Origin of the sequence: Pseudoalteromonas sp. H105 (genome assembly GCF_001469215.1) — a bacterium.
Lineage (GTDB): Bacteria > Pseudomonadota > Gammaproteobacteria > Enterobacterales > Alteromonadaceae > Pseudoalteromonas.
Genome location: NZ_LOFH01000003.1, coordinates 143,634 through 166,167, shown reverse-complemented (window position 1 = coordinate 166,167; position 22,534 = coordinate 143,634). Strand labels below are relative to the sequence as shown.

Genomic DNA, 22,534 nt, shown 5'->3' with positions numbered 1-22,534 from the left:
CCTCTCAATTAGGTTAAACAATGCGCAGCAACTGGGTATGACGCTCATCAATTTCTTCTGCTGTTTTCATTAACTTAAGTTGTAATTCAAATTGGCGTTGATGACTTATCATATCGACCATTTCATGCACTGGATTCACATTAGACATTTCTAACGTGCCACTCATTACTTTTACGTTTTGTGATATTTCACAAAAACCGCATAAGTCATCAATTAATTTATCTTCCTTTGGTCTAAACAGACCATCATTGCCTTTTTCAAGTTGGCTGTTGTTAGCTTCAATGACTTTTAAACGGTCAACCACTTCTAAAAAATTAGCTGGTGCACCTTGAGGCCGAACTTGAATTGAGCCATCATCGCTAAACTCCACTTTTTCCACTGGCAAAGGCAAAATAATAGGTCCACCAGCGCCAACAACTTGACGTCCGTGACTTGTCACTAACGCACCATCTGGCGTGATGTTTAACGTACCCACTTTAGTGTAAGCTTCATTGCCTGAAGCGTCTTGAACGGTTAACCATCCTTTATCACTAAACGCAATATCAAGGTCTCGCCCGGTTTCAACAATACCGCCAGAAGTCATGTTTGAACCTGGTCGTTCTTGCATAGAAAACACACGTGTAGGCAAGCCTTCACCAAATGCTTGCATTGACCTTGCTTGTGCAAAATCAGCTTTGAAGCCTGTGGTGTTGGCATTTGCTAAGTTATTTGCTTTGAGCGCAAGGCCCCGCATACTTTGCTTAGCCCCGGACGCTGCAATGTAAACCATCTTATCCATAACATCGACTCGCGATAAAAATCTATACTAAGTATAAATGCAAAATAAGTGCCACAATAATTTGACACCATAATTATTAAATTTCAGATACAAAAAAGGCTGCCATAAAGGGCAGCCTCGGTGTCGGATTGTTGTTCTGCAGTAAAGCGTTAAACTATTAACGAATCTGCAGAATATTCTGTTGTAATGTAGAGTTAACTTCTAACGCACGTGAGTTTGCTTGGAAGTTACGCTGCGCACTGATTAGGTCAACCAGTTCATTCGTTAAATTTACATTTGACTGCTCTAAAGCCGATGAATTGATAGACCCTAGCGTACCTGAACCTGGCTCACCCGCTATTGGCTCACCTGAGGTTAAGCTTTTCTTCCAAGATGTGTCACCGACCTGCGCTAAACCTTGCGAGTTAGAAAAACGAACCATGGCTACTTGGCCTAAGAAAGAGGTATCACCATTACTGTATGACGCAACGACCTTACCATCGGTACCAATATCAATACCAGCAAGACGCCCTACTGTTGCCCCATCTTGATCAAGTGCTTTTACTTCAAAGTTACTCGCATACTGTGTAGGGATTTTATTTGCAGTACCGGCTTCATCACGCCAATTCACTTCAACGTCATCAGGGAAACTAGCACCGTTTGTAAGTAAATCCGATAAACCCGCTACACCGCCCCCACCACCAGGAATCGCTATTGGATTGAAGGTTGTATCTGTGTTAGGTGTGCCATCTGTGTTTAATGGTAAACCACTGGCATCAAACTGAAAGGTAGAAATTGGTGTATAAGGAGGCGCGGTTTCTTCTGCACCTGCTGGATTAAATACTTTTTCATCGAGTGTTGCATGTACTTGCCACTCATTCTCATTACCTGTAACAGCTGCATCCGTTTTGACAAAGAAAAACTGCAATACGTGCGGTTCACCAAGTGAATCAAATACGGTTGTTGAAGTTGAGCTATTGTAGGATGCGCTAACTGTTGGGTCAAAGGTAGTAATTGATGGCGCCGTTGATCGCGAATCTAAGTTAAATGAACTGTATACATTCGTTGTTGCACGAGGCGAACCTGATGAATCAGGTATCTGTAGCGCAGAAGAGGTACTTAAACTTACCGATGTTGTATCACCGTTAGACTCATTAACGGGGAAACCTTGCAAGAAATTACCTTTCGCATCAACGATAAAGTTATCCTGGTTTAGCTTAAATGCACCTGCGCGAGTATAGGTAAAATCTTGTGCACCTAAGTCTTCACTCATGGCGAAATAACCTTCACCTGTGATTGCTAAATCCAGCGAGTTTTGCGTAAATTTAAGCGAGCCTTGGTGAAATTGCTGCGCAACCATCGTAGTTTGTACACCATCACCATTTTTAGTTTTACCCGAACTAAATACTGATGATGCATATACATCAGCAAACTCAGCACGTGATTCTTTAAAACCAGTTGTATTAACGTTAGCAATATTGTTTGCTGTTACGTCCAAATCTTTTTGTGCGGCTGCAATGCCTGTAAGTGCAATATTGAAGCTCATAATTCACCTCTAATTTATGAATGTGTAGCCGAAAGAAGGCTAACTAATAATTAATTTTTACGCGATTTCTGCTACATCAGTTAGCCTAACCGCACCTTCTTTAGTATTAATAATGATCCCGTTGGCACCATTGACATTAACGCTTTCAATATTTTTGAAAGTTGCAATGGGTAAACTCGTGAAATCCCCTCCCATTTGGCCCTCTGCTTTAACGGTATATTCACCATCGGGTAACTCTTCACCTTTCGAGTTTTTACCGTCCCATTCAAAGCGCACAGCACCAGGAGGTTGAGACCCAAACTCAATAGTACGCACTAATTGGCCTGAGGAATCTTCAATCCGTAAGGTTAAATTATCTACCGGCTCTTGGGCAACGATAGTGCCTTTAGCATCTCGACCGGCAGCTAAATCTAACGAATCAGATTCAAGTAATGCTTGCTTACCAACTAAAGTCGAAGCCTGTAATGCTGAGTTAGATGTCATCGACGCTGCAAGAGATTCAAAGTTACTATTAAGGTTTGAAATACCTTCAGCCATAGTAAAGTTGGTCATTTGCGCAATCATTTGATCGTTGTCAGCTGGCTTGCTTGGATCTTGAAATGACAGCTGCTGTGTTAACAAGGAAAAGAAATCTTCTTGTGTTAACTCATCACTCTTCTCTTCAGTCGAAACTTGTTTATCTTGCCACTTTAACGAATCTAGATAAGTCGACGACGTTGCACTGATATCGTTACTCATAACTTTTCCTCAATTACCGCTGCCCAAGCAACAGTGTTTTACTTAACATTTGCTTTGCTGCATCTGCAACTTGCACATTTGTTTGATAAGAGCGTGAGGCAGAAATCATATTAGCCATTTCTTCAACAACGTTAACGTTAGGTTTGTAGATATAACCATTTTCATCCGCACTTGGGTGATTAGGGTTATATTCAATCTGCAATGGTTTATCGCTTTCTACGATACCCAACACTTTAACGCCAACAGACGAACCCTGCATATTGCTCTGTGATGCAGACGCTTTTGTAAGCTCTGCAGCAAACACTGGGTGGCGTGCACGGTAGGTTTTGTCTTGGCTTGAGCTAATAGTATTAGCATTCGAGATGTTACTGGCTGTTGTATTTAAACGCACATTCTGTGCGCTCATACCGGTACCTGAAATATCAAAAACGTTATATAAACTCATGCTTAGGCTCCTTGACTACCGAGGGCTTTTTTAAGGCCTTTAATTTTACCACTCATAAATTGCAGGCTTGCCTGATACTCTAATGAGTTCTGTGTATACAAGTTTCGTTCCACCTGTATATCGACTGAGTTACCATCACCCGTATCTGCTTGATTTGGCGAGCGAAACATTTCAGCATTACCGACATAGCGGCTTCCACCAGCGATGTGTTTTGCATTGGTCGTTACCATGTTATTGCCGCCCTGCTGGTTGCTTTTTGCCGCTTTTAAGGCAGAGGCAAAATCGACATCTTTTGCTTTATAGCCAGGCGTATCAGCATTGGCAATATTGGTTGCTAATAATTCGGCACGCTGAGAACGGATCAACATTGCATGGGGATGCACCCCAAACGCTTTATCAAAACTGATAGCCATAACCATCTCCAAAAATTTGACTTAGGTTGATTAATGCAAAAGATGAGCCAGTTTACCTAGCTTTAGAGGGGGAGAGTTAACCTATTAATTAGAAAGAAAAAAACGGCGTTTATAAACGCCGTTTATTTGTAAAAACACAGTAATAAGCTAGCGACTTATTTTTTTTGATAAATAATACCCGGGTTGCAACGCACCATATCAAACTCTGTACTTAACCCTGACATAGATTCAGAAGCACCTAAAAAAAGGTAGCCTTTAGGATTCAGAGCTTGAGCAAATTGCGCAATAATTTTAGCCTTAACCTCAGGCGAAAAATAAATTAACACATTGCGACAAAATATAATGTCAAATTTACCCATCAAAGCATAAGAGTCTAGTAAGTTAAGATGCCTAAAACTTGTAAGCTTTTTGATAGGGTCCGTAACTTGCGCCATGCCATTGCCGGTATCTTTAAAAAACTTTTTCCGTCGCTCCGCTGACAGTCCACGCGCTAGAGCAAGCGCATCGTATTCACCGTGCTTACACATATCAAGCATCGTATTAGAAATATCGGTACCAATGATTTGCGCGCCCATTTTCAATACACCCGGCTGTTTAGCTTGAAACTCAGCAACCGACATTGCAATTGAATAGGGTTCTTGACCAGACGAACTCGCCGCAGACCAAATTTTAAGTGGCCGTCTTAACTCTTTGTGTTCTGGAAATAATTTGCTTTGCAATAAATCAAACGGATATTGATCTCTAAACCACAACGTTTCATTTGTGGTCATGGCATCAACCACAGCCGCTCTAAGTTGGCGCTCGTGAGGACTCAGCGTTTTACTCACAAGCTCAGAAAGAGACTCAACTTTAAAACGCACCATTAAAGGCGCTAGCCTGCTTTTTACTAAGTAAAGCTTGTTATCACCTAAAACAATACCGCACTGCTGTTCTAGAAAAGAGCGAAATTGATCATATTCACCCTGCTGTAAATGCTTATTTTCCAAAGTAACACCACCTGTTAAAATTAGTCACAATGAACCCATTTTTTTACTGCAGTTGCTAATTCATCTGGATTGAACTTAGCAATAAAGTCATCGGCACCTACTTTTTCAATCATTGCCTGATTAAAAACACCACTCAAAGACGTATGAAGAATAACATGCAAGGGCGCAAGTTTTGGATCAGCCTTAATTTCGGCGGTCAATGTATAACCATCCATTTCAGGCATCTCAACATCAGAGATCAATAACCCTACACGTTCAGTTATGTCATGTTTACAATCAAGCTCAGCTATTTCTTTTAACCGAATGAGTGCTTCTTTACCGTTTTTAGCAAGTTCTGTTTGAACACCAAGCGGTTCTAATGCTCGCTTAACCTGATTACGCGCAACCGCAGAATCATCTGCGATAAACACAATACGTTCACCTAAATCTTTTTGAATTTCGCCATCATTGGCAATATCAGCACTTACTTCAGTATTAACTGGGCAGATTTCATTTAAGATTTTTTCTACATCAAGTATTTCAACTAGCTCGTTTTCGATTTCAGTAACCGCTGTTAAATATGAATACCGACCTGCACCTGATGGCGGGGGCATTATTTTTTCCCAGTTCATATTTACGATACGTTCAACACCACCCACTAAAAAGCCCTGCACTGAGCGGTTATATTCAGCGATGATAATAAAACTGTCTTTGATATTTTCGATTGCTGGGCCGCCCACAGCCATAGACAAATCGATGACAGAAATTGTTTGTCCACGAATGTGCGCAACACCCCGGATATACGAATTTGATTTCGGCATATTTGTTAAAGGAGGACATTGCAGTACTTCTCTCACTTTAAACACGTTAATACCAAAGCGCTGCCGCCCTCTTAATTTGAATAATAGTAATTCAAGACGGTTTTGCCCAACCAGCTGCGTACGCTGGTTTACTGAGTCTAAAATGCCTGCCATTTCAATCTCCTAAAGAAAGCTTTAAATAACGGAACAATAATTGCTTTCTTCTAATAAAGCTACATAACATTGCGGGAGCGTCTAAAATTTGACGCTAAATATTTATACCCTGTTTTCAACAATAAGCATAGTCGAAACATTATGAGTTTGTTAAATAAAAGCCGAAGATACAATGTTTTTTATTTTCTTGCCAGCTTATGCGTGGTTTCACCCGCGTATGGGCAAATGTATAGCAAAGAAAAGATCCAAACACTGGCTTCCGCCTTCATCAAAGAACAACTTCCCCCAAACAGCGATGAGCATACTCAACTAACAACACTTGATTTAGATAGCCGTATTGCAGATCGTTATTGCGAAAACACACCAACATTAAACACGCCCTCAGAGCCTCCTTTCAACAGACAAGTGACAGTGCAGGTAAGCTGTGAAGATGTGCAAGGGTGGAGTCAATACGTCCACGTTCGAATAGTTGAGCTTGCGCCAATGGTTGTTGCTGCAGAGCACTTGGCGCGTGGCGAGGTCATTCAAGCGCATCATCTCAGTGTAGAAATGAAGCCAAAACATTTTGTAAGAGTACAACATGTGCAAGACACACAGTTTTTAATTGGCAGTCGCAGTAAACGAAATATTCGCAGTGGATTACCAATTGTTTTAAGCCAAATATGCATGGTTTGCAAAGGCGACAACGTCAGTATTATTGCCACAATTCGCGGTTTGAAAATAAAGACTTCCGGTTTAGCACTTGAAGATGGTACATTAGGTGAGCAGGTAAGAGTGAAGAATGCGAAGTCAGGTAAGGTTTTAAATGCTCGTGTCGACGGCGTTGAGTCTGTGCAGGTTAATATTTAAATCTTCAAATTTATGCTAAAGTATTAAACAAGAATGCCGATAAATAGGCATGTGTTGGATTCTGTATAGGTTATTATCATGGTAAGCCAAGTAAATAAAGGTCAGCAACAGGCTAATGTGCTGGCTAACACCAAACAGCAAAAGGTTGATTTGCAAAATAATAATGCAAATTCAGCTCAAACTTCTGCGCCTAAAGCTGCGGCAGATTCAGTTAGCTTAACGCCACAAGCTCAGCAATTAAAATCACTGCAAGATAAAGCGCAGCAATCATCTGGTTTTGATAGCGACAAAGTTGCAGAGCTTAAAAAAGCGATCAGCGAAGGCAAGTATCAGATTGATGCTGAAAAGCTAGCTAAAAATATTGCAGCATTTGAGTTTGATGTATATGGCTGATCATAACAGCCTTATTGCATCAAAACTCACTATGCAATTAAATTGCTTAGCCTCACTTGTTGACGTACTCGACGACGAACTTACGGCAATTGCATCACGCCGTGGTGATGGACTCAAAGACATTGCAAAGCAAAAACTCTCCTTTCTAAGCAAAATCCAAACATTGGACAAAGAACTGAGTACCTTACTGAATTCGAATGATGCTAAGTCAGATGAGGTGGATGAGTTAATCATCTCTGTTCGTTCGCAGTTAGAAACCTGTAAAAAGAAGAACGACATCAATGCGCATGCAGCCCACCAAGCGCAATTAAGCGTAAAGCAACTCAAAGATATTTTAATTGGCGCGCCGACATCAATGACCTACGACCAAGGCGGAAGTGTTGTTCACGGCAGTAACACCTTAGTTCACAACCTCAAAGCTTAAACCAGCCGCTCCCTCTTACGAAAAATAAACACACCACCGTGCTTATTACTCACCCGAGTTTTGTTTAATTAGTAATAGGTTACTTTTTTGACTTCTCGTGGCTTTATCTCACCAATATATAAATCGTGTACGCGTTTCATATCAAGCCTAAGCTCAGTCGCATAGCTATCGCCTACAGGGTAACTCTTAATAACTTGCGCACCTTTGATAATACCTTGAACTTGGCTTTGGAGCTGATCATTTTGCGCAACACTGCCTTTTACTGTCGTGCCCGCGGTAATCTTTTGCCCATATACCTGTTCAGCAAGTTCACGGTAAGCCTCAAGCTTAGAGGCTTTTAATGCCATTAATGAGCGCTGCGTATCGTTATCTCCTGGTTGAGCGCTTATAGGCGCATAACCAACAGCCTTTAATACTGGGTAGCTATCAGGCTCAACGTATTTATACTGAACATGTTTATCAAAAACGCTACTACAACCTGCAAGACTCACTGTTGCTATAAAAAAAAGTGTTGTACGCATAAGGCCCACATCAAATTACAAAAATAATGACTACTTTAATGCACGATTAATGCCATGATAAATTTTACACCCTGTAATTATAATTATACCCAAGCCACCTTAAGGTGCAGAATTCAGCGTTTCACAGGGGCTTAATATCAAGGCGTTACTTTGCAAGAATGGCCATCCCTTTTAAGAAGGAACAACGATGAGAGTAAGTTCCTGTGAAATGCCCAAGGGTTGGTTTAAAAACGATTTATACTGCGTTATTGATTTTAACAATAGAACCACTATTACTTGCAATCAATGCCTTGCCTAAATCGCTTTTAATTCCAACTGAGACTCGCACCTTGAGGTGGTTTGGGTATATTGGTATATTCCTTGCGTATGTAAGTTAATTGAAAAATACATTAGCGTGGGATCTAGCGATGAACAAACTTTTAAACTGTGCGCTTAGTGCGGCTACATGGCTTACTTTATGTGTAAGCTCTACAGCCTATGCACAATGGTTTGAGTCTACAGGCCATGCAAATATTCAAAACGACGACATTGCTCGGGCAAAGTCCGTTGCAATAAAAGACGCAATAACCCAAGCGCTGGTTTTTTCGGGAGCACGCGTAACGTCTATGCAAACCTTGGTCGACGGCGTTCTCACGCAAGACCAGTTAAAAATAAACAGCCATGGTGAAATTCAAAAAATTGAAATGATCAGTGAAGACCGCCGCGGCGACCAATTTGCAGTGACCCTTCGGTTAGACATATTTCCACAACAAGAACAGTGCCCAGCAAGCAGTTTTAATAAGTTTGTAGCCATCACTCAAACGCAACTAAAACACCGTGAACAAGCCAAGCTCGGTCAAATTTTTGACATTAACAAAGCAAGCAGCGAAAACTTATATAAAACACTGAGCAATTCTCCTATCAGTACACGCCCTACTGCGTATTTTAACTTTCCTATTCGTGTGGGCGAATTCTTTACTCAACAATACGATTACAGTAATGCCTTACTTGAAGAGATTGCCTCTCGCAGCAACTCGCAATACGTATTACTGAGTCAGCTTGTGGATATATCAAACAGTGAAAAACTTAATAACGATTACGCCTTTTGGCAAGATGAAAGTTACCAACGCGCTTACAATATCGACTTTGTACTATTTGATGGCACCACATACGAACGCCTATGGCAAAAAAGCTATCGCGGAAAAGGTATTTGGCCATTCGAAAAAACAGAGCTTATCGATGTATACAGCGAAAACTTTTGGGGATCTGACTACGGACAAACCATTACGGATATAAACCAAACACTTAGCTACGATTTACAAGCGGCCATGGCCTGCCTAGAAACCCAAGGTAAAATACTGCACATTGAAAACGGTAAACTTGTTATTAATTTAGGCAAAGCACACGGAATAGAAAAAGGCCAAATATTAAATATTGCTCACCACAATTACTTAACTGATGCCGCAGGTAATAAAATGCCAAACATGATCACCACACTCAATCAGGTTCAAATTCAGCAGGTTTATCAGCAAAGCGCTATTGCACAAAGTATTGATAAACAACCACTGCCTAATATTCAAATAAATGATGTCGTTGAACTGGCTAACCTAGCGCTTTAGTCAGTTGCTGGCACAAACTAGGGTGTTCGCTTAGCCACTTAGCTAATATTTCAACACCTGCTAAATGTGGGTAGTGCTTACGAGATGCCATCACAACCGAACGTTGTTGAGTCGGAAATATAGGCAAGTAAGCAATACCTGTGCGTTCAACACTCGCAAGCTTTGGCACAAACGTCACACCGTCGTCCATTGCCACCAATGCTAATAATGTCTCTAAGCTATTACCTTGATACTCATTAGAAACATCAACCCCAGCAGCAAAACAAAATTGTTGCGCCTGATCTTTAAAGCAATGCCCATCACTAAGCATTAATAAGTTGCATGCTTTTAACTCATCCAAGGCTATTTTACCGCGATTAGCCAACTTGTTTTGCAATGACAAAGCCACCAAAAAATCTTCTTTATATAAATTAACCGTATGATAAAGCTTAAGTTCAGGCACATCTGCTAATATCGCAATATCAACGTCACCACTGTCAAGCGCGGCTAAAATAGTGTGAGTTTGCATTTCAACAAAAGTAAATTGGCTCTGGGCAAATGCCTCTTTCATTGAGGTAAGTAACGTGGGTAATAAATAAGGGGCAATAGTTGGGATTATCCCTATTTTTACCCTACCTTGTAATGGCGTATCAGATGTTGCCGCCTGCTCTTTTAAAATTTTAGCCTGCTCTAACACTAACTCAACTTGTGGTAATAAACGTTCGCCGTGTGTAGTTAGGGTAACTTGTTTGGTAGAACGGTCAAATAAGGTGACACCGAGCTCTTGTTCTAATTTTTTGATTTGCCCGCTTAACGTTGGTTGGCTAACAAAACATGCATCAGCCGCTTTACGAAAATGTTTAAAGTGAGCAACCGCTTTAACATATTCAAGATCTTTTAAATTCATAGCACGCCCTAATGATAGTTAATACCTATCATATTAATACAAACAAACGATTGGAGCTATTACAACTTTCACGACATAATGGCTATCAACAAATCAAGAGGAACTAAAAACATGTTAAACAATATTGAAGGCCAAACAATTCCACAAGTTACATTTGCAACTCGCGTCAACGACGAGTGGAAATCAATCACCTCAGACGACATTTTTAAAGGTAAAACCGTCGTTGTGTTTTCACTACCGGGTGCATTTACACCAACGTGCTCATCAACACACTTACCACGCTACAACGAGTTAGCGGGTGTACTGAAACAAAATGGCGTTGATGACATTGTATGCCTATCTGTAAACGACACCTTTGTAATGAACGCATGGGCTGAAAACCAAGAAGCACAAAACATTACATTACTACCCGACGGTAACGGCGAATTCACTGACGGCATGGGCATGTTAGTAGACAAAAACGACTTAGGTTTTGGTAAACGTAGCTGGCGCTATTCAATGCTGGTTAAAGATGGCGTGATTGAAAAAATGTTCATCGAACCAGACTTACCAGGCGACCCGTTTGAAGTATCAGACGCAGACACCATGCTTGGCTACATCAACCCACAACAAGTAAAACCAGAAGCCGTTAGCTTATTTACAAAGCCGGGCTGCCCTTTTTGTAAAAAAGCGAAAGCTTTATTAGACGAGAAAGGTCTAGTGTATGAAGAAATTGTAATGGGTGCAGGCGCGTCATTAACAAGCCTTAAAGCAATCTCGGGTCGCGAAACCGTACCGCAAGTGTTTATTGGCGGAAAGCACATTGGCGGCTCTGACGATTTAGAAAAGTACTTTGCTTAATTAAGTAACACCTTAAGCACTTGATAAGGGGCCGTTAAGCCCCTTTATTTACCTTTTTACATATACCCATTTTATTAACTTATTTTGAAAACCAGTTTTTTAATAAAATTGGTATTGAGGACATCACATGAAAGAATTAAATACAGATGTTGTTGTAATTGGTGCCGGCACAGCAGGCCTAAGCGCATACCGCAACGCAAAGCAACACACGCCAAACGTACTGATGATTGAAGCAGGCCAATATGGCACAACCTGTGCTCGTGTAGGCTGTATGCCAAGTAAACTATTAATTGCCGCTGCAGAGGCTGCCCACTCAATTGAAAAAGCACCCGCTTTTGGCGTACACAGCTCAAAACCTTCTATCAACGGCGAAGAGGTCATGGCACGTGTACGTAATGAGCGCGACCGCTTTGTCGGCTTTGTAGTTGAGGCGGTAGACGAAATTCCAAGTGAAGATAAAATTCGTGGCTACGCTAAATTTCTCGATGCTAACCGCGTTCAAATTGACGACCACACCATTATTAATGCAAAACGCTTCGTTATCGCAACAGGCTCTCGCCCTGCTTACCCTGGCGTATTTAATAACTTTGGCGATAAATTAATTATTAATGACGACGTATTTGATTGGCAAAACTTACCAGAATCAGTGGCCGTATTTGGCCCTGGTGTTATTGGCCTTGAAATAGGCCAAGCCTTACACCGCTTAGGCGTTAAGGTAAAGCTATTTGGTGTTGGCGGCGCTATAGGCCCCATTACTGATCCTGTCATTAAAGATTATGCCAATACCGTATTCGCTGAAGAATTTTTTGTTGATACCGACTCAAACGTTTCTGACATGAAAAAAGTAGGCGACAAAGCACAACTAACCTATGAAGATAAAAACGGTCAAAAGCACACGGAACAGTTTGATTATGTACTAGCCGCCACTGGTCGCGTACCAAACACTGACAAGCTCGGCCTTGAAAACACAGGCATTGAACTTGATGAACGCGGCGTGCCTGTTGCTCACAAGTACACCATGCAATGTGGCGATTCAAACATATTTATCGCCGGGGATGCCAGTAATATGATCCCACTTTTACATGAAGCAAGCGACCAAGGTACTATCGCAGGGCAAAATGCGGGCCGTTTTCCTCATGTTCAAACTGGCCTGCGCCGTGCACCTATTGCCGCTGTATTTAGCGACCCACAAATTGCCATGGTGGGCGAAAGCTATAAACAAATAACAGAACGTTTAGGTGAATGTGGCTGTTTTGAAGTCGGCGAAGTCAGCTTTGAAAACCAAGGCCGCAGCCGTGTAATGCTAAAAAACAAAGGTCATATGCGTGTATATGCAGAGCAAGGCACTGGTTTATTTATTGGCGCAGAGTTCATAGGCCCACAAGCCGAGCATATAGCCCACCTATTAGCATGGGCAGTACAAAACAAAATGACCGTGCCGCAAATGCTTGATATGCCATTTTATCACCCCGTGATTGAAGAAGGCCTACGCACCGCCCTTCGTGATTTAAACGCCAAACTTAAATTTGGCCCAGAAATCATAAACCACTGCATGGAATGTGGCCCAGGCGCTTAGGCTAAAACCGTTAAAAATAGAATACGCACACCAAAAAGGAAGCCTCAGCTTCCTTTTTTATTTAACAGTACAAGACTTCCCATAAAATGTTAAACAAGCACCTTATCACCATGACTTGGCGGGGTTGAGGTAACAATAAACTCAAGATCAACATCGCCATAATTACATAGCTGATGAACAACGCCAGCGGGCACATGCAAACCCTGCTGAGCGTTTAATACATGAGTCACAGAGTCGACTACCAAAGTAGCTTGCCCACTTAATACAAAAAAGAACTGCTCTGCAAACTCATGTTTATGCGACTGCTCACATGCACCGCTTGGTACACGCTCCTGAATAACACTCAACTGCTCACTTTTAACCATATGCCAGCCATCGCAGTTATCGCCCCAGTTATAATGCTCAGCGTTATCAACTGAAATAGGCCTTGCCATATTTTCGCTATCCCTTAAAAAGCTACTACACAACAAGGTAAAACATCACCGTTAAAAATGGTAGTAAATTCAATTCACACAACAAAAATACACTTATTCACGCATAAAAGTGTAAAATAGTGAATGTGAACATAAATAGCACAACTTAAATTAAACGAGTTAGGTTCGGTTAATTATTGATTGCAGGTCAACTGAAGTATGATATCTAAAGTCAAGATTTGTCCCTTTAGGTTTTTGCTCATACAAAGTAAATTCCCGCCACACAAACAACGTGTCGCATAAATACTAAAGTGTTAGGTTACTATGAAATTGCTCACGATTTTTGCTATTGGGTTTTTAATATTTGGATGCTCTGATGTTTTTGAACCGTTCAAATCAAGCTCAGAGGAAAGAGCTAAATATTTTTTGTCAGAGCACCATCGTGATCTGAAACAGTTAATTTATTTGGCTGAGAAGAAAAACGTCGAACTTGTTCAATGGATTGATGAAGATGGAGGTAGAAACCTTCCAGTAAAAATTATTTCTATAAAAGGAACTAAAAAGAAAATAAAAATTACTGATAACAGACTCGATGAATTCATTTCATTTGCAAAAAGCAAAAATATTAAAGTAATTTGGTTTCAGTACTTTGATGACGTGTGGTTTGTTAAAAAGGCATTTTCCTACGACGATGATGGAAACCGTCGAGAAGGTTATTTTTCTTACGGCGATCCTTCAAATACAAGGTTTTGCTATTTCGGTGACGACGATATGGGATTCGCAATGCTTAATGAATACGAACCAAATTGGTTTATGATCAAATGTAACTTCCCTAATCCAAAACCCAACAATGACACTCAAGCGGACTTTTAGAGTTCAAGGAAGAAAAGTGAAAATCGAAATAAAATCCTTCTCATCACACAAAACCAGCAAAATTATTTCATTAATGTTTGCTGTTTTAACATTACCTTTTGCTTTGATGGGTTTTCTTGGTTTCTTTTTTGCACCTGAGCTTAAAACTAGTGATGGCGAAACAATGCCTAATTTCCCATTTTTATTTTTTACTTTTGCTCCAATTTTTTATGGGCTTATGTTTTATATAATGAATCGCACTATTCTATTTATTTATAATCAGCTCGCGAAGAGAATAGGCGGTATCGAATTTGAAACGTCTCAATCAGACAATAAACCATAACAAAGCAACCTTAAATGTAATTTGGCTATTTTAGTAAAAGGGCATCGTTGAATTTTAAAATTTTAATTTACAATGCTAAATATATGCTACACAGAAATTAAAGAAAGAGATCGAAAAAAATAACCCATTGATTTTATTGGTAGCCCCTGCAGGAATCGAACCTGCAACTGCCCCTTAGGAGGGGGCCGTTATATCCATTTAACTAAGAGGCCATGCGCCATGCGCTAGGTGCTAGGTGCTAGGTGCTAGGTGCTAGGTGCTAGGTGCTAGGAAAGTATAACGGGTTAAGCTGTTTTTAATCAAGCTGTTAAATAACGTAACCTAATTAATTAAGGCGTGCGCTGCGCAGGTTAATATCGTCATTTTTTAACACATAATAAGGTAATAGTTTTTGGCTACTTGCCACTACCCGCTTACTTTGCACATCAATAATCCGTGTATTAACCTCTACGCCACTACTACGGTAGATTAAAGTGCCTGATAACACATGGCTTGCAACACGCTTGTTCGCTAAGTTTTCTACCTCGCGAGAAAAAACAAAATCACCCCGTGGGTTTACTAAAATTTGGTCTGTTGTTTTAAAATCGACAATGCCATAACCAAACTGTTGTAGCTGATGGATAAAGCTTTCTGAGAGCTGATTACCGAGTTGGCTGCTTTTCGTTAGGCTGTTATCTAAATCAACAAAGGAGGTCACTGCAATGGAGATATCTTGCTCTAGTTGCATAGTATCGACTAAGTCTAACGCCATTTGTTCAACATAATTAACCAGCGTTTTATTATGTTTACTCGGTGCGAACTGCGTTGAACTTTGATAGCGCTGCTCTTGTTGCATATGTGCTTGGTGTATCAATTGACTTAAATCATAACTCGGGACCGGCTCTGGCGCGCTATTAATCGGTTGCGTTTCCATCATGCTACACCCTGTAACAAATGAGGCAGCTACGCTAACACTTAGTATGGCTGCACACTTAGTTATATAAGTCATAGTCACTCTCACTCATTCGCTTGTTTTAGCATGATACCGTCGGTGCGATAGCTGCTGTCTAATGCATCGACCACTGATTGAGGTATAAATCCTTGTGCAGAGCCAACAACAGCTTTGCTCGCTAACCCAACTATGCGTGCGTTGATTAATACGCCACCTTGGTGATTTACCATAGTACCAGCTAACACATAATTAAAGTTTTGATCTGGGCTGAGCTCTAAATAATCTCGGCTGAATACAAAGTCACCGCTGGGGGTGACACGCATGAAGTCGGTGGTTTTAAAATCAATAACGGGTACGCCAAAGCTGTGCAGTTCGTGCATAAAACTTTCGGCTATTTGGTTGCCTAGTAGCGTTCCATCATTGTATTCATCGTCTAAATAAATAAAGCTCGAGACAGCTAACGGCGTGCGTGTATTCACGTATTGCAGGTTTTCAGCCATATCTTGCATGATGCCGCGCACATAATGATTGATGTTTTTACGTGTTGAGACGCCCAGCTGACTGGTGTCATTCATCACGGCTTTATTTTGATAAAGGCCACTGTTTTGGCCTGGCTCTGCAACGGTGCGCTCCATAGCAAGTTGTGGAGTATTATCTTTTATTGCAGCGGTGTTGTCATTCATCATCTGAGAACATCCGAAGCCCAAAGGTAAACAGAGGGTCAGTATTAAGCGTTTCATAAGGGCTCCTAATTAATATTCACTGCGGTAAATAAAACCACCGCGTTGCTGAATCTTTTCATCGCTCCACATTACATTTATGGGGATTTCAGTGCTTGCTGCTGAGGTGATGACATTGTTTTGTGCGTTCACCATGCGCGCATTGATGATATAGGCATGTTGTTGCCGCGTTAACGTGCCAGTGATAACGTAGTCAATATTCTGACGTTGATTTAATTTAGCAATGTCTCTGCTGAGCATGCTGTCTGCCGATGCAGACAAGTTTAAATTATTTTCTAAGCGATACTCAATAATATTATAACCAAGCTGGGTTAGTTGCGTGATTAAGCTCTCTTGAATTTGCTGGCTCAGGCCATGACCTTGCCCTTGCGCAAGGCCTGTTTCTAGGGCGTCCGCAAGGTAAAAGCTCGTTATCGCAATACGTGACGAGCTTTTAAAAGAACCATTTTTATTACTAAGCTGCGTGCTTAAGTCGCGTACGTATTGGTCCACAGTAAAAGACGCCATGGTCGCTTTTTCGACGTGTCGTTCGGTCTTTTCAACGGGCTCACTAGTCAAGCTACAAGCAGTTAGACTCAGTGACAATAAAAGTATTAACAGGCGCATATTTGCCATCCTCTATAAGCATAGCAGTAAGAAAGCAATAATTATGCCTACTTACAAGGGCGGCACTGTATAATGATTAACTAAACCGTTTATTGTGTTATCTGTTGTGCTTGTAGCGTGCAGTGTAAATTTTTACTTTTTAACTGCGCACACAGAGTTTCTAATTCAGTGTTTTTGGTTTTTGCATAACCCAGCGCTAACACATACTGCTCATTCACTTTTAAATAAAACGCGCGATTTTGCTGCTCTGGCTTTAAGTGATGCTTCATAAGCTCAAAATAAGTTTTCAAAAATGGTAATGATGAAAAGCTACCTGCGTTTACTATAAAGCCTGCCTCGGTGACTCTCTGTGCCAAAACAAAATCTACGCCCATAACGACATCGCCTTGCGGTGACAATTTTACCGTAATATTCTGCGTCTCTTTGAGTGCTTTTTGAGTTTTGTAGTCTTCATCAATCACGGCACGGTACTCGCCAGGCCTTAAATCGGTAAACACGTAATACCCATCAAACGCCGCTTGTGTTTGCGCTACTTGATGACCTTGAGAATCAAGTAACGTAATCCTTGCATACGCCGTAGCCTCATTGCTTTGGCCTTGCTGACTGTATACAACGCCCTCTATTTCTCCGGCATAATTAAGGGGGTAATTCATGTATTCGACGAAGCCCGCGCGGGGTGTAATTGAAAAACCAGAGTGGCCGGGGATTAAAAATGGATCTGTAAAGCTGTCTTGATCAAGCACAATATCGGTGGTGCGATTAGCTGGCATCGAGGTTAATAGTGCAACCCCTTGCTCGTCAGTTACTGCTTGGCGATAATTTTGTACCCCCTTTACTTTCACCCCTTTAACACCCTGTTCGCCTTCGTCTAAAATACCGTTATTATTCTCATCAATAAACACCTTGAGCATTAAGGTGCCTGTCGTTGTTAAGCTTTGCTTAGATAGAAAATAGTGAGTGTTCTGAGCGTCAAAGGCGAGGCTAAAGCGGCTATACACACCTAACTGCCAATTATCGTCACTGTCGTAATTAAGGTTGCCAGTCACGCTAAATTCATCACTTTGCCAACTTAACCCTAAATCAGCTGACTGGTTGTTATTGATGCGTGAATCGCGCAGTGTAAGTTCGCCTTGCAGGTGAGGGGTTATACGACGATTAAACTCAGCCTCGTAACTGGCCACTTCACTAACAGGCGATAAAGTGTAATTGACCCCTAACCGGCTGTAAATTCGTCCTAAGCGGCCTTGCAAACGAGCGGAACCGTCGACTCGCTCATTATTATTTGCTTCAACCCACTGCAATTGGTTACTTAAAGAAAACCCTGAGTGCGCATAATTCAGGCGATTTTGTGCCTGTACATAGTTACCTTGGCTGTCTGAATGCTGGTATAAAAAATTATTTTGGTAATTGATTCGCCCATAGTCGTTTTGCATTACGGCACCCGACATATCAAACTGGTAACTGCTGTATTCATCACCCGGTTGTTCTGTACGATGAGTCGCACTGAATAATAAGGATTGCTCAGCGAGCTTGGATCGTGCAGTCAGTTCAAGCTCTCGTTGATTTTGGTTATCTTGTTCGTAATCAAGATTAAGTAAAAGCCGATTAAATAGGCTTAAATTTGTCCCCAAAGACACATGATGTACATCGTCATTCTGTGTTTTTTGCCCAAGCGCGGCGGCATAAAAAGAAAAGTCATCTGTCACACCCAGCTCATAGCGTCCCGCGACTTGCCACCCATTGTTATTGCTGTGTGTATTCCTCAGCAGTTTGTTACCTTGCTCGGAGAGTGAAAACGCGTACTGACTCTCACCACTCGTTAACTGGTTGCTATCAATAAAGTAATATTCTGTTTTACGTTCAACCTGCCCTTGCGGCCCGTAAAAAATAAGTTCGAAGTTGTTATCACCGTAAAACAAGTCAATGTTGTCAAAAATATAGCGCCCATCAGCCAAGCTTAATTGCTGTGAAATCAAAACACCGTTGCGGTATAGCTCGACGTCCCATCCCAGCTGAATTGGTCCACTTAAGTTTATACGGTTATTATCATACTGCTTATTAAGCGCACGATTCGTAAACTTAAAACCTCGCCCATATTGACTGTTGTAACGACTTCCCACCTGAGTAGCAATGACGTCACCAAATTCAAGCTCTGTGACACCAAGTCCGCCTAGTAGCGTGCCTTGCTCATCGTGTTTTGTGAATGTTAACCGTGAGTCAGACAGCAAGTCGCCTTCACGGCCTGATAAAAAATACGCTGAAGACAAATAAGCAAAGTCCTGCGCGCCCAGTAATGAATAGCTGGCCCTGTGTTGGTTTTTGTCTGCACTGAAATTTAACTGCAGATCCGCCACAGGAGACGAAATAGCTTGGTAAGGACTTGCTTTCCACGGTAATGTTGGCCGTGATTTTCGATTCGTACTGTTAAATTTTCGTGCTTGGCGTTGCTGCTGTAACTCAAGTGGCAATGGCTCATCTGAGCGAAGATGTATCTCTAAATCAGCGTAATCCACTGCAAACTCCACAGCAAATGCGCGCTTTAAAATGGCAACGTCAATGTAAATATCATCGTCGTAGTAAGTATCTGAAGCTGTTAAATGAATCGCGCCCTCAGCCGTCGTCAGTACGTTACTTTCAAGTAAAAATGGCTGCTGATCGCGATACCACCCCGTTGCTGAGTGTGTCGCTACGTCTACATCAACTGCAAACTGTAAAATATCAGCCAAGCCCGATAACCCTAACTGAACGCCGTTGTCACTTTTTAGGGCAAATGCTTCGCCAAGGTAGTGCTTATTTAAATACAGCGACAATAGCAAAAATTCACCCGATGCGATGCGCTGTGCAGGCTGAAAGGTTGGCTGTGCTCGGTTACTTACGGACTTTGTAGGTTTATCTTGGATAACAGGTGATGTACTTAGAGTATCATTAATCGTGGAGTCAGATTGGCCAGATACACCGACGCTCACCCATAAGCATAACGTCGGTATCAGTTTTAAGGCTCCACTATACAACGTCATTCACGTTTATAATTTAAGCATACTAGTTGTAATAGGGAGCGTATATTCAGCAAAGTTAATATCCGAATATTCATCCTCACCGGTGTATTTAAAAATAACCGTACCGGGTTTATTGAGGTTTTTTCCATTAAATAAACTTAAAGTGACGTCGGCTTTTTTCACTTCAGGGTAAATACTTAAATTACCAATTTCGGCTATTTTTTCAAGGGCCGCACTGGTATCGCTTTTAAAGTAGGCGGTTAGTTTTCCATAGCTGCTAAATGCCGTTTCACGTTTAAGTGTAAGCGCAAATTCAAGACGCTGGTTGTTTTGGTTTTTAGCAAGCTGAGCTCGCTCAATCGCCACAACCGGTGATTCACGATTAACGCGCAGTACAACAGGAATACTGTAGCTCATGATCATATTAATTTTAATTGAGCTGGCGGCTTTAGTGCTTTCATTAGGTAAAGCTTGAAATAATAAATGCGAGCGATACTCGCCACTCGCCAAACCTTTGGGCTTTCTTATTGCAACTTTTACTGTTTGTTTTTCCCCGGGTGCTAATTGCATTTGCTTAGGAGATATACGAGTCATTGGGCTTAAACTCGTTTCGGTGGTCGTGGGCAAAGTGAGGTAGCCACCCGTTGGCGTAGACTGTTTTTCGCTCCAGATAACGCGGTATGTTTTCGTTTCTTTACTTGTATTTATCACCGTTACTTTAGCGGTACGCTCTCGTTCATCAATGCTGATGCGTGTGGGTGATATCAGCAAGTTAGCCATCACTGACTGGCTAAGTAACACGCAGCCTAGAAGCAGCATAAAAATAATTTTTTTGAGCATGTAAATCCTTAATAGTCCACTGAAATTTCAAGGTTGGTGGTTGATGAATAGTTGCCGTCTGAATATTGTTTACTACTTGTGTTTATTTCTAGCTTACCGCCGATGAATACTTGCGCCTCACCAAACTCATCGCCATAGGCGTATTTTGGAAAACCGTTTAAACTGACTTTAAAATCAGCGCTTCCATTGCCCTGAACATCGTGTTGTAAATTGACAGGGCCAACCAAGTTCATGGTCACCCTAGTCCCCGTGGGAATACCCGTTAAAATCAGTTCTGCTGGCCGACCTTCTTTAAGAATATAGATGTCGCCACTGGTTGAAATGGCCCCATCATCTTTAACAATAACAGCACCATACCTATCGCTGTTAATAATAACTAAAGTACCAAAATCAAGCGCTTGTTGCTCTATACTGGCTGCACCTGCTGGTCGCCCAAACATAAGCAATACCATAATAAGACAACAGCGCATGATTAAATTAGCCAAGCAAATTAGTAAGCTACTTCGATTTGAAAGGTACCTGTGTATTCAACATCTTTATAAGGTTCTGAAGAGGCTTGTGAGTATGTTGATAATGTTGCACCAATAGCAAAGCCCACTTCTCCTTTTTCATCTGCAATAAGATTAGGTGATGCTGAATCATAAGGTTGATTTTCACTGGTTCCACTCGTGATGAAATACTGCCAATCATTCACTTCAAATTGTGGCTCGTTTAACCCCTGAGAGTTTGACTCTAAGCGCCCCAAAGACGGCGAAGGATCAGAAATAGTTAGTCTTGCATTAGGAACAACATCAGACACCGTAAATGTGGCCGGTGACCCTTCTTCAATAATAGAAATAAGTGCATTGGCGCCATCCGTTTTTGACGATTTAATGTCTGCATCAGGGTTAGGGCTAATTGTTAAAGAGGCCTGTGATGCACCAGTCGGATCAGCAACAGCACGAATAGTACCAAAGTTTAAATCGTCGCCTTTTGTGAGAATAACGGTATTTTGTATTTTTACTGTCGCGCTAAAACTTTCACTTGTTGCATAAGCACCAAAAGAACACACAGCAACTGAAACGGCAAGTAAAGTAGAAGATAATTTCATACTAAATCCTTATGAGAGATGGGGCATTACCCTATGTTGCCCCTATCATAGATATTATCGACATTTAGGACAAATACTTTACGCTTAATTACTGACAGAAAAGATAAATTTTATTTTGCTTAAATAGGTTTACCCACAAACGGCGCACTCAAGCACTTTTGTCCCATGCTTTTTGCGATTAAGCAAAAAGTATTAGCCTCTGTATAGTTTTGAAAAGGACCCACGCGCAAACCATACAGTGTTACCCCTTTGTTTTCACGTTGGATCATTAAGAAATCGAGTTGTTTAAACGCATGAGGGTATTCTCGGTGTAATCTCACAATTTGCGACTTCACCAGCTCTGGTTTTAAATAAAGCCCTAGTTGTGCTCCAGCAAGCGAGGCTGACTGAGCTCCCTGCATACCGGCAGATTCAGCAACCGCCATACTTTTATCTGTTTGAGCGGGCTCATTGGCATGAAGTATATCCACCCGCTCTGAACGAAACTCAGACGGACCTTGCGCTAATTGAGAGTTTGACGACAATGCCATTATCAGTAATTTTAAATCATTTTCCATGTTTGCAAGTCGATTAATACTGCCTTGCTGTTGCTGCCACTGCGCAACATACTCTTTAACTTGCTGATCAGAAATGAGTGATGACGAATCCTCAGCATGACTACTCTCATTCATTACACAGCCGGCCATCAGTGCCGCTAACATAAAAGTGAACCAAATTCGTAATGTAATATGCATAATAAGCGCTTTATTAAAAAGTAATGGGATAGTTAAGCAAAGTAAATGCCAGTTTATGTTATTG

General features: G+C 41.4%; 26 protein-coding genes and 1 tRNA gene. 8 read left to right on the top strand and 19 right to left on the bottom strand.

The features are described from left to right. Nucleotides 1-13 precede the first annotated feature (13 nt). The 7 genes from ATS75_RS06925 to ATS75_RS06895 form a co-directional block, all read right to left on the bottom strand. Complete coding sequence (locus ATS75_RS06925) at nt 14-778, bottom strand: flagellar basal body rod protein FlgF (protein WP_058559719.1); 765 nt, start codon at nt 776-778, stop codon at nt 14-16. Between the two features lie 157 nt (nt 779-935). Further along, nucleotides 936-2,303 carry a flagellar hook protein FlgE gene (gene flgE, locus ATS75_RS06920; protein WP_058559718.1) on the bottom strand — a complete coding sequence of 456 codons (1,368 nt, stop codon included), beginning with the start codon at nt 2,301-2,303 and terminating at the stop codon, nt 936-938. Between the two features lie 57 nt (nt 2,304-2,360). Next, nucleotides 2,361-3,041, bottom strand: a complete 681-nt coding sequence (locus ATS75_RS06915; RefSeq protein WP_058559717.1) for a flagellar hook assembly protein FlgD — start codon at nt 3,039-3,041, stop codon at nt 2,361-2,363. 13 nt (nt 3,042-3,054) lie between these two features. Continuing rightward, entirely contained in the window at nt 3,055-3,486 is a 432-nt protein-coding gene (gene flgC, locus ATS75_RS06910) for a flagellar basal body rod protein FlgC (protein WP_058559716.1), read from the bottom strand. A 2-nt stretch (nt 3,487-3,488) separates the two neighbouring features. Beyond that, on the bottom strand, nt 3,489-3,899 hold the full coding sequence (gene flgB, locus ATS75_RS06905; protein WP_058559715.1) for a flagellar basal body rod protein FlgB: 411 nt from the start codon (nt 3,897-3,899) through the stop codon (nt 3,489-3,491). Between the two features lie 155 nt (nt 3,900-4,054). Continuing rightward, on the bottom strand, nt 4,055-4,885 hold the full coding sequence (locus ATS75_RS06900; RefSeq protein ID WP_058559714.1) for a CheR family methyltransferase: 831 nt from the start codon (nt 4,883-4,885) through the stop codon (nt 4,055-4,057). Between the two features lie 20 nt (nt 4,886-4,905). Further along, a complete protein-coding gene (locus tag ATS75_RS06895; RefSeq protein WP_058559713.1) occupies nt 4,906-5,838 on the bottom strand; it encodes a chemotaxis protein in 933 nt (310 codons plus the stop codon). 141 nt (nt 5,839-5,979) lie between these two features. Between ATS75_RS06895 and flgA the strand changes: the two genes are divergently transcribed. The 3 genes from flgA (at nt 5,980) to flgN (ending at nt 7,504) form a co-directional block, all read left to right on the top strand. After that, on the top strand, nt 5,980-6,687 hold the full coding sequence (flgA, locus tag ATS75_RS06890) for a flagellar basal body P-ring formation chaperone FlgA (RefSeq protein WP_058559712.1): 708 nt from the start codon (nt 5,980-5,982) through the stop codon (nt 6,685-6,687). Nucleotides 6,688-6,765: 78 nt separating this feature from the next. Then, nucleotides 6,766-7,080, top strand: coding sequence for a flagellar biosynthesis anti-sigma factor FlgM (gene flgM / locus ATS75_RS06885; RefSeq protein WP_058559711.1), 315 nt, complete (start codon nt 6,766-6,768; stop codon nt 7,078-7,080). Then, nucleotides 7,073-7,504 (top strand): flagellar protein FlgN, encoded by a 432-nt coding sequence (gene flgN / locus ATS75_RS06880; RefSeq protein WP_058559930.1) that lies wholly within the window; start codon nt 7,073-7,075, stop codon nt 7,502-7,504. Before flgM ends, flgN begins: the two co-directional genes overlap by 8 nt. Nucleotides 7,505-7,572: 68 nt before the next feature. Here the strand turns inward: flgN and ATS75_RS06875 are convergent, their stop codons facing one another. Beyond that, the gene (locus tag ATS75_RS06875; protein WP_058559710.1) at nt 7,573-8,025 is read right to left on the bottom strand and encodes an LPP20 family lipoprotein; all 453 of its coding nucleotides are present in this window, start codon (nt 8,023-8,025) and stop codon (nt 7,573-7,575) included. A gap of 407 nt (nt 8,026-8,432) precedes the next feature. On the opposite strand from ATS75_RS06875, the gene ATS75_RS06870 reads away from it, so the two are divergent. Further along, nucleotides 8,433-9,623 carry a flagellar assembly protein T N-terminal domain-containing protein gene (locus ATS75_RS06870; RefSeq protein ID WP_058559709.1) on the top strand — a complete coding sequence of 397 codons (1,191 nt, stop codon included), beginning with the start codon at nt 8,433-8,435 and terminating at the stop codon, nt 9,621-9,623. Here ATS75_RS06870 and ATS75_RS06865 read toward each other — a convergent pair. Further along, nucleotides 9,607-10,509 (bottom strand): LysR substrate-binding domain-containing protein, encoded by a 903-nt coding sequence (locus ATS75_RS06865; RefSeq protein ID WP_058559708.1) that lies wholly within the window; start codon nt 10,507-10,509, stop codon nt 9,607-9,609. The genes ATS75_RS06870 and ATS75_RS06865 overlap by 17 nt on opposite strands. 111 nt (nt 10,510-10,620) lie before the next feature. Here ATS75_RS06865 and ATS75_RS06860 point away from each other — a divergent pair, with 111 nt between their 5' ends. Then, nucleotides 10,621-11,349 (top strand): glutathione peroxidase, encoded by a 729-nt coding sequence (locus ATS75_RS06860; RefSeq protein ID WP_058559707.1) that lies wholly within the window; start codon nt 10,621-10,623, stop codon nt 11,347-11,349. Nucleotides 11,350-11,476: 127 nt separating this feature from the next. Then, nucleotides 11,477-12,925: a dihydrolipoyl dehydrogenase gene (locus ATS75_RS06855; RefSeq protein ID WP_058559706.1), complete on the top strand. Its 1,449-nt coding sequence runs from the start codon at nt 11,477-11,479 to the stop codon at nt 12,923-12,925. An 89-nt stretch (nt 12,926-13,014) separates the two neighbouring features. Here ATS75_RS06855 and ATS75_RS06850 read toward each other — a convergent pair whose 3' ends face one another. Further along, nucleotides 13,015-13,359 carry a cupin domain-containing protein gene (locus ATS75_RS06850; RefSeq protein ID WP_058559705.1) on the bottom strand — a complete coding sequence of 115 codons (345 nt, stop codon included), beginning with the start codon at nt 13,357-13,359 and terminating at the stop codon, nt 13,015-13,017. Between the two features lie 303 nt (nt 13,360-13,662). Between ATS75_RS06850 and ATS75_RS06845 the strand changes: the two genes are divergently transcribed. Both ATS75_RS06845 and ATS75_RS06840 read left to right on the top strand, forming a co-directional pair. Further along, nucleotides 13,663-14,211: a hypothetical protein gene (locus tag ATS75_RS06845; protein ID WP_058559704.1), complete on the top strand. Its 549-nt coding sequence runs from the start codon at nt 13,663-13,665 to the stop codon at nt 14,209-14,211. Between the two features lie 16 nt (nt 14,212-14,227). Further along, the gene (locus ATS75_RS06840) at nt 14,228-14,533 is read left to right on the top strand and encodes a hypothetical protein (protein ID WP_058559703.1); all 306 of its coding nucleotides are present in this window, start codon (nt 14,228-14,230) and stop codon (nt 14,531-14,533) included. 137 nt (nt 14,534-14,670) lie between these two features. On the opposite strand, the gene ATS75_RS06835 is transcribed toward ATS75_RS06840, so the two are convergent. The 9 genes from ATS75_RS06835 to ATS75_RS06795 all read right to left on the bottom strand — a co-directional run bounded on the left by ATS75_RS06835 (nt 14,671) and on the right by ATS75_RS06795 (nt 22,470). Further along, nucleotides 14,671-14,745, bottom strand: a tRNA-Arg gene (locus tag ATS75_RS06835). 113 nt (nt 14,746-14,858) lie between these two features. Beyond that, a complete protein-coding gene (locus ATS75_RS06830; protein WP_058559929.1) occupies nt 14,859-15,521 on the bottom strand; it encodes a FlgO family outer membrane protein in 663 nt (220 codons plus the stop codon). An 8-nt stretch (nt 15,522-15,529) separates the two neighbouring features. After that, entirely contained in the window at nt 15,530-16,204 is a 675-nt protein-coding gene (locus ATS75_RS06825; RefSeq protein WP_058559702.1) for a FlgO family outer membrane protein, read from the bottom strand. 12 nt (nt 16,205-16,216) lie between these two features. Next, entirely contained in the window at nt 16,217-16,810 is a 594-nt protein-coding gene (locus ATS75_RS06820) for a FlgO family outer membrane protein (RefSeq protein WP_058559701.1), read from the bottom strand. An 89-nt stretch (nt 16,811-16,899) separates the two neighbouring features. After that, nucleotides 16,900-19,827: a hypothetical protein gene (locus ATS75_RS06815; protein ID WP_152996198.1), complete on the bottom strand. Its 2,928-nt coding sequence runs from the start codon at nt 19,825-19,827 to the stop codon at nt 16,900-16,902. Between the two features lie 6 nt (nt 19,828-19,833). Beyond that, nucleotides 19,834-20,646 (bottom strand): molecular chaperone, encoded by an 813-nt coding sequence (locus ATS75_RS06810; RefSeq protein WP_058559700.1) that lies wholly within the window; start codon nt 20,644-20,646, stop codon nt 19,834-19,836. 8 nt (nt 20,647-20,654) lie between these two features. Then, on the bottom strand, nt 20,655-21,086 hold the full coding sequence (locus ATS75_RS06805; protein ID WP_058559699.1) for a DUF4402 domain-containing protein: 432 nt from the start codon (nt 21,084-21,086) through the stop codon (nt 20,655-20,657). 50 nt (nt 21,087-21,136) lie between these two features. Then, nucleotides 21,137-21,736 carry a DUF4402 domain-containing protein gene (locus tag ATS75_RS06800; RefSeq protein ID WP_058559698.1) on the bottom strand — a complete coding sequence of 200 codons (600 nt, stop codon included), beginning with the start codon at nt 21,734-21,736 and terminating at the stop codon, nt 21,137-21,139. Nucleotides 21,737-21,855: 119 nt separating this feature from the next. Further along, nucleotides 21,856-22,470, bottom strand: a complete 615-nt coding sequence (locus ATS75_RS06795) for a hypothetical protein (protein WP_058559697.1) — start codon at nt 22,468-22,470, stop codon at nt 21,856-21,858. Between the last annotated feature and the right edge of the window lie 64 nt (nt 22,471-22,534).

Bases quoted from the DNA above. Each gene is read 5' to 3' on its own strand.
- flgC (WP_058559716.1), bottom strand. From the start codon at position 3,486: ATGAGTTTATATAACGTTTTTGATATTTCAGGTACCGGTATGAGCGCA.
- ATS75_RS06875 (WP_058559710.1), bottom strand. From the start codon at position 8,025: ATGCGTACAACACTTTTTTTTATAGCAACAGTGAGTCTTGCAGGTTGT.
- ATS75_RS06855 (WP_058559706.1), top strand. From the start codon at position 11,477: ATGAAAGAATTAAATACAGATGTTGTTGTAATTGGTGCCGGCACAGCA.
- ATS75_RS06820 (WP_058559701.1), bottom strand. From the start codon at position 16,810: ATGCGCCTGTTAATACTTTTATTGTCACTGAGTCTAACTGCTTGTAGC.
- ATS75_RS06895 (WP_058559713.1), bottom strand. From the start codon at position 5,838: ATGGCAGGCATTTTAGACTCAGTAAACCAGCGTACGCAGCTGGTTGGG.
- flgB (WP_058559715.1), bottom strand. From the start codon at position 3,899: ATGGCTATCAGTTTTGATAAAGCGTTTGGGGTGCATCCCCATGCAATG.
- ATS75_RS06865 (WP_058559708.1), bottom strand. From the start codon at position 10,509: ATGAATTTAAAAGATCTTGAATATGTTAAAGCGGTTGCTCACTTTAAA.
- ATS75_RS06915 (WP_058559717.1), bottom strand. From the start codon at position 3,041: ATGAGTAACGATATCAGTGCAACGTCGTCGACTTATCTAGATTCGTTA.
- ATS75_RS06805 (WP_058559699.1), bottom strand. From the start codon at position 21,086: ATGTTTGGGCGACCAGCAGGTGCAGCCAGTATAGAGCAACAAGCGCTT.
- ATS75_RS06800 (WP_058559698.1), bottom strand. From the start codon at position 21,736: ATGAAATTATCTTCTACTTTACTTGCCGTTTCAGTTGCTGTGTGTTCT.
- ATS75_RS06830 (WP_058559929.1), bottom strand. From the start codon at position 15,521: ATGACTTATATAACTAAGTGTGCAGCCATACTAAGTGTTAGCGTAGCT.
- ATS75_RS06825 (WP_058559702.1), bottom strand. From the start codon at position 16,204: ATGAAACGCTTAATACTGACCCTCTGTTTACCTTTGGGCTTCGGATGT.
- ATS75_RS06845 (WP_058559704.1), top strand. From the start codon at position 13,663: ATGAAATTGCTCACGATTTTTGCTATTGGGTTTTTAATATTTGGATGC.
- flgA (WP_058559712.1), top strand. From the start codon at position 5,980: ATGAGTTTGTTAAATAAAAGCCGAAGATACAATGTTTTTTATTTTCTT.
- ATS75_RS06795 (WP_058559697.1), bottom strand. From the start codon at position 22,470: ATGCATATTACATTACGAATTTGGTTCACTTTTATGTTAGCGGCACTG.
- flgM (WP_058559711.1), top strand. From the start codon at position 6,766: ATGGTAAGCCAAGTAAATAAAGGTCAGCAACAGGCTAATGTGCTGGCT.
- ATS75_RS06850 (WP_058559705.1), bottom strand. From the start codon at position 13,359: ATGGCAAGGCCTATTTCAGTTGATAACGCTGAGCATTATAACTGGGGC.
- flgE (WP_058559718.1), bottom strand. From the start codon at position 2,303: ATGAGCTTCAATATTGCACTTACAGGCATTGCAGCCGCACAAAAAGAT.
- ATS75_RS06870 (WP_058559709.1), top strand. From the start codon at position 8,433: ATGAACAAACTTTTAAACTGTGCGCTTAGTGCGGCTACATGGCTTACT.
- ATS75_RS06925 (WP_058559719.1), bottom strand. From the start codon at position 778: ATGGATAAGATGGTTTACATTGCAGCGTCCGGGGCTAAGCAAAGTATG.
- ATS75_RS06815 (WP_152996198.1), bottom strand. From the start codon at position 19,827: ATGACGTTGTATAGTGGAGCCTTAAAACTGATACCGACGTTATGCTTA.
- ATS75_RS06810 (WP_058559700.1), bottom strand. From the start codon at position 20,646: ATGCTCAAAAAAATTATTTTTATGCTGCTTCTAGGCTGCGTGTTACTT.
- flgN (WP_058559930.1), top strand. From the start codon at position 7,073: ATGGCTGATCATAACAGCCTTATTGCATCAAAACTCACTATGCAATTA.
- ATS75_RS06860 (WP_058559707.1), top strand. From the start codon at position 10,621: ATGTTAAACAATATTGAAGGCCAAACAATTCCACAAGTTACATTTGCA.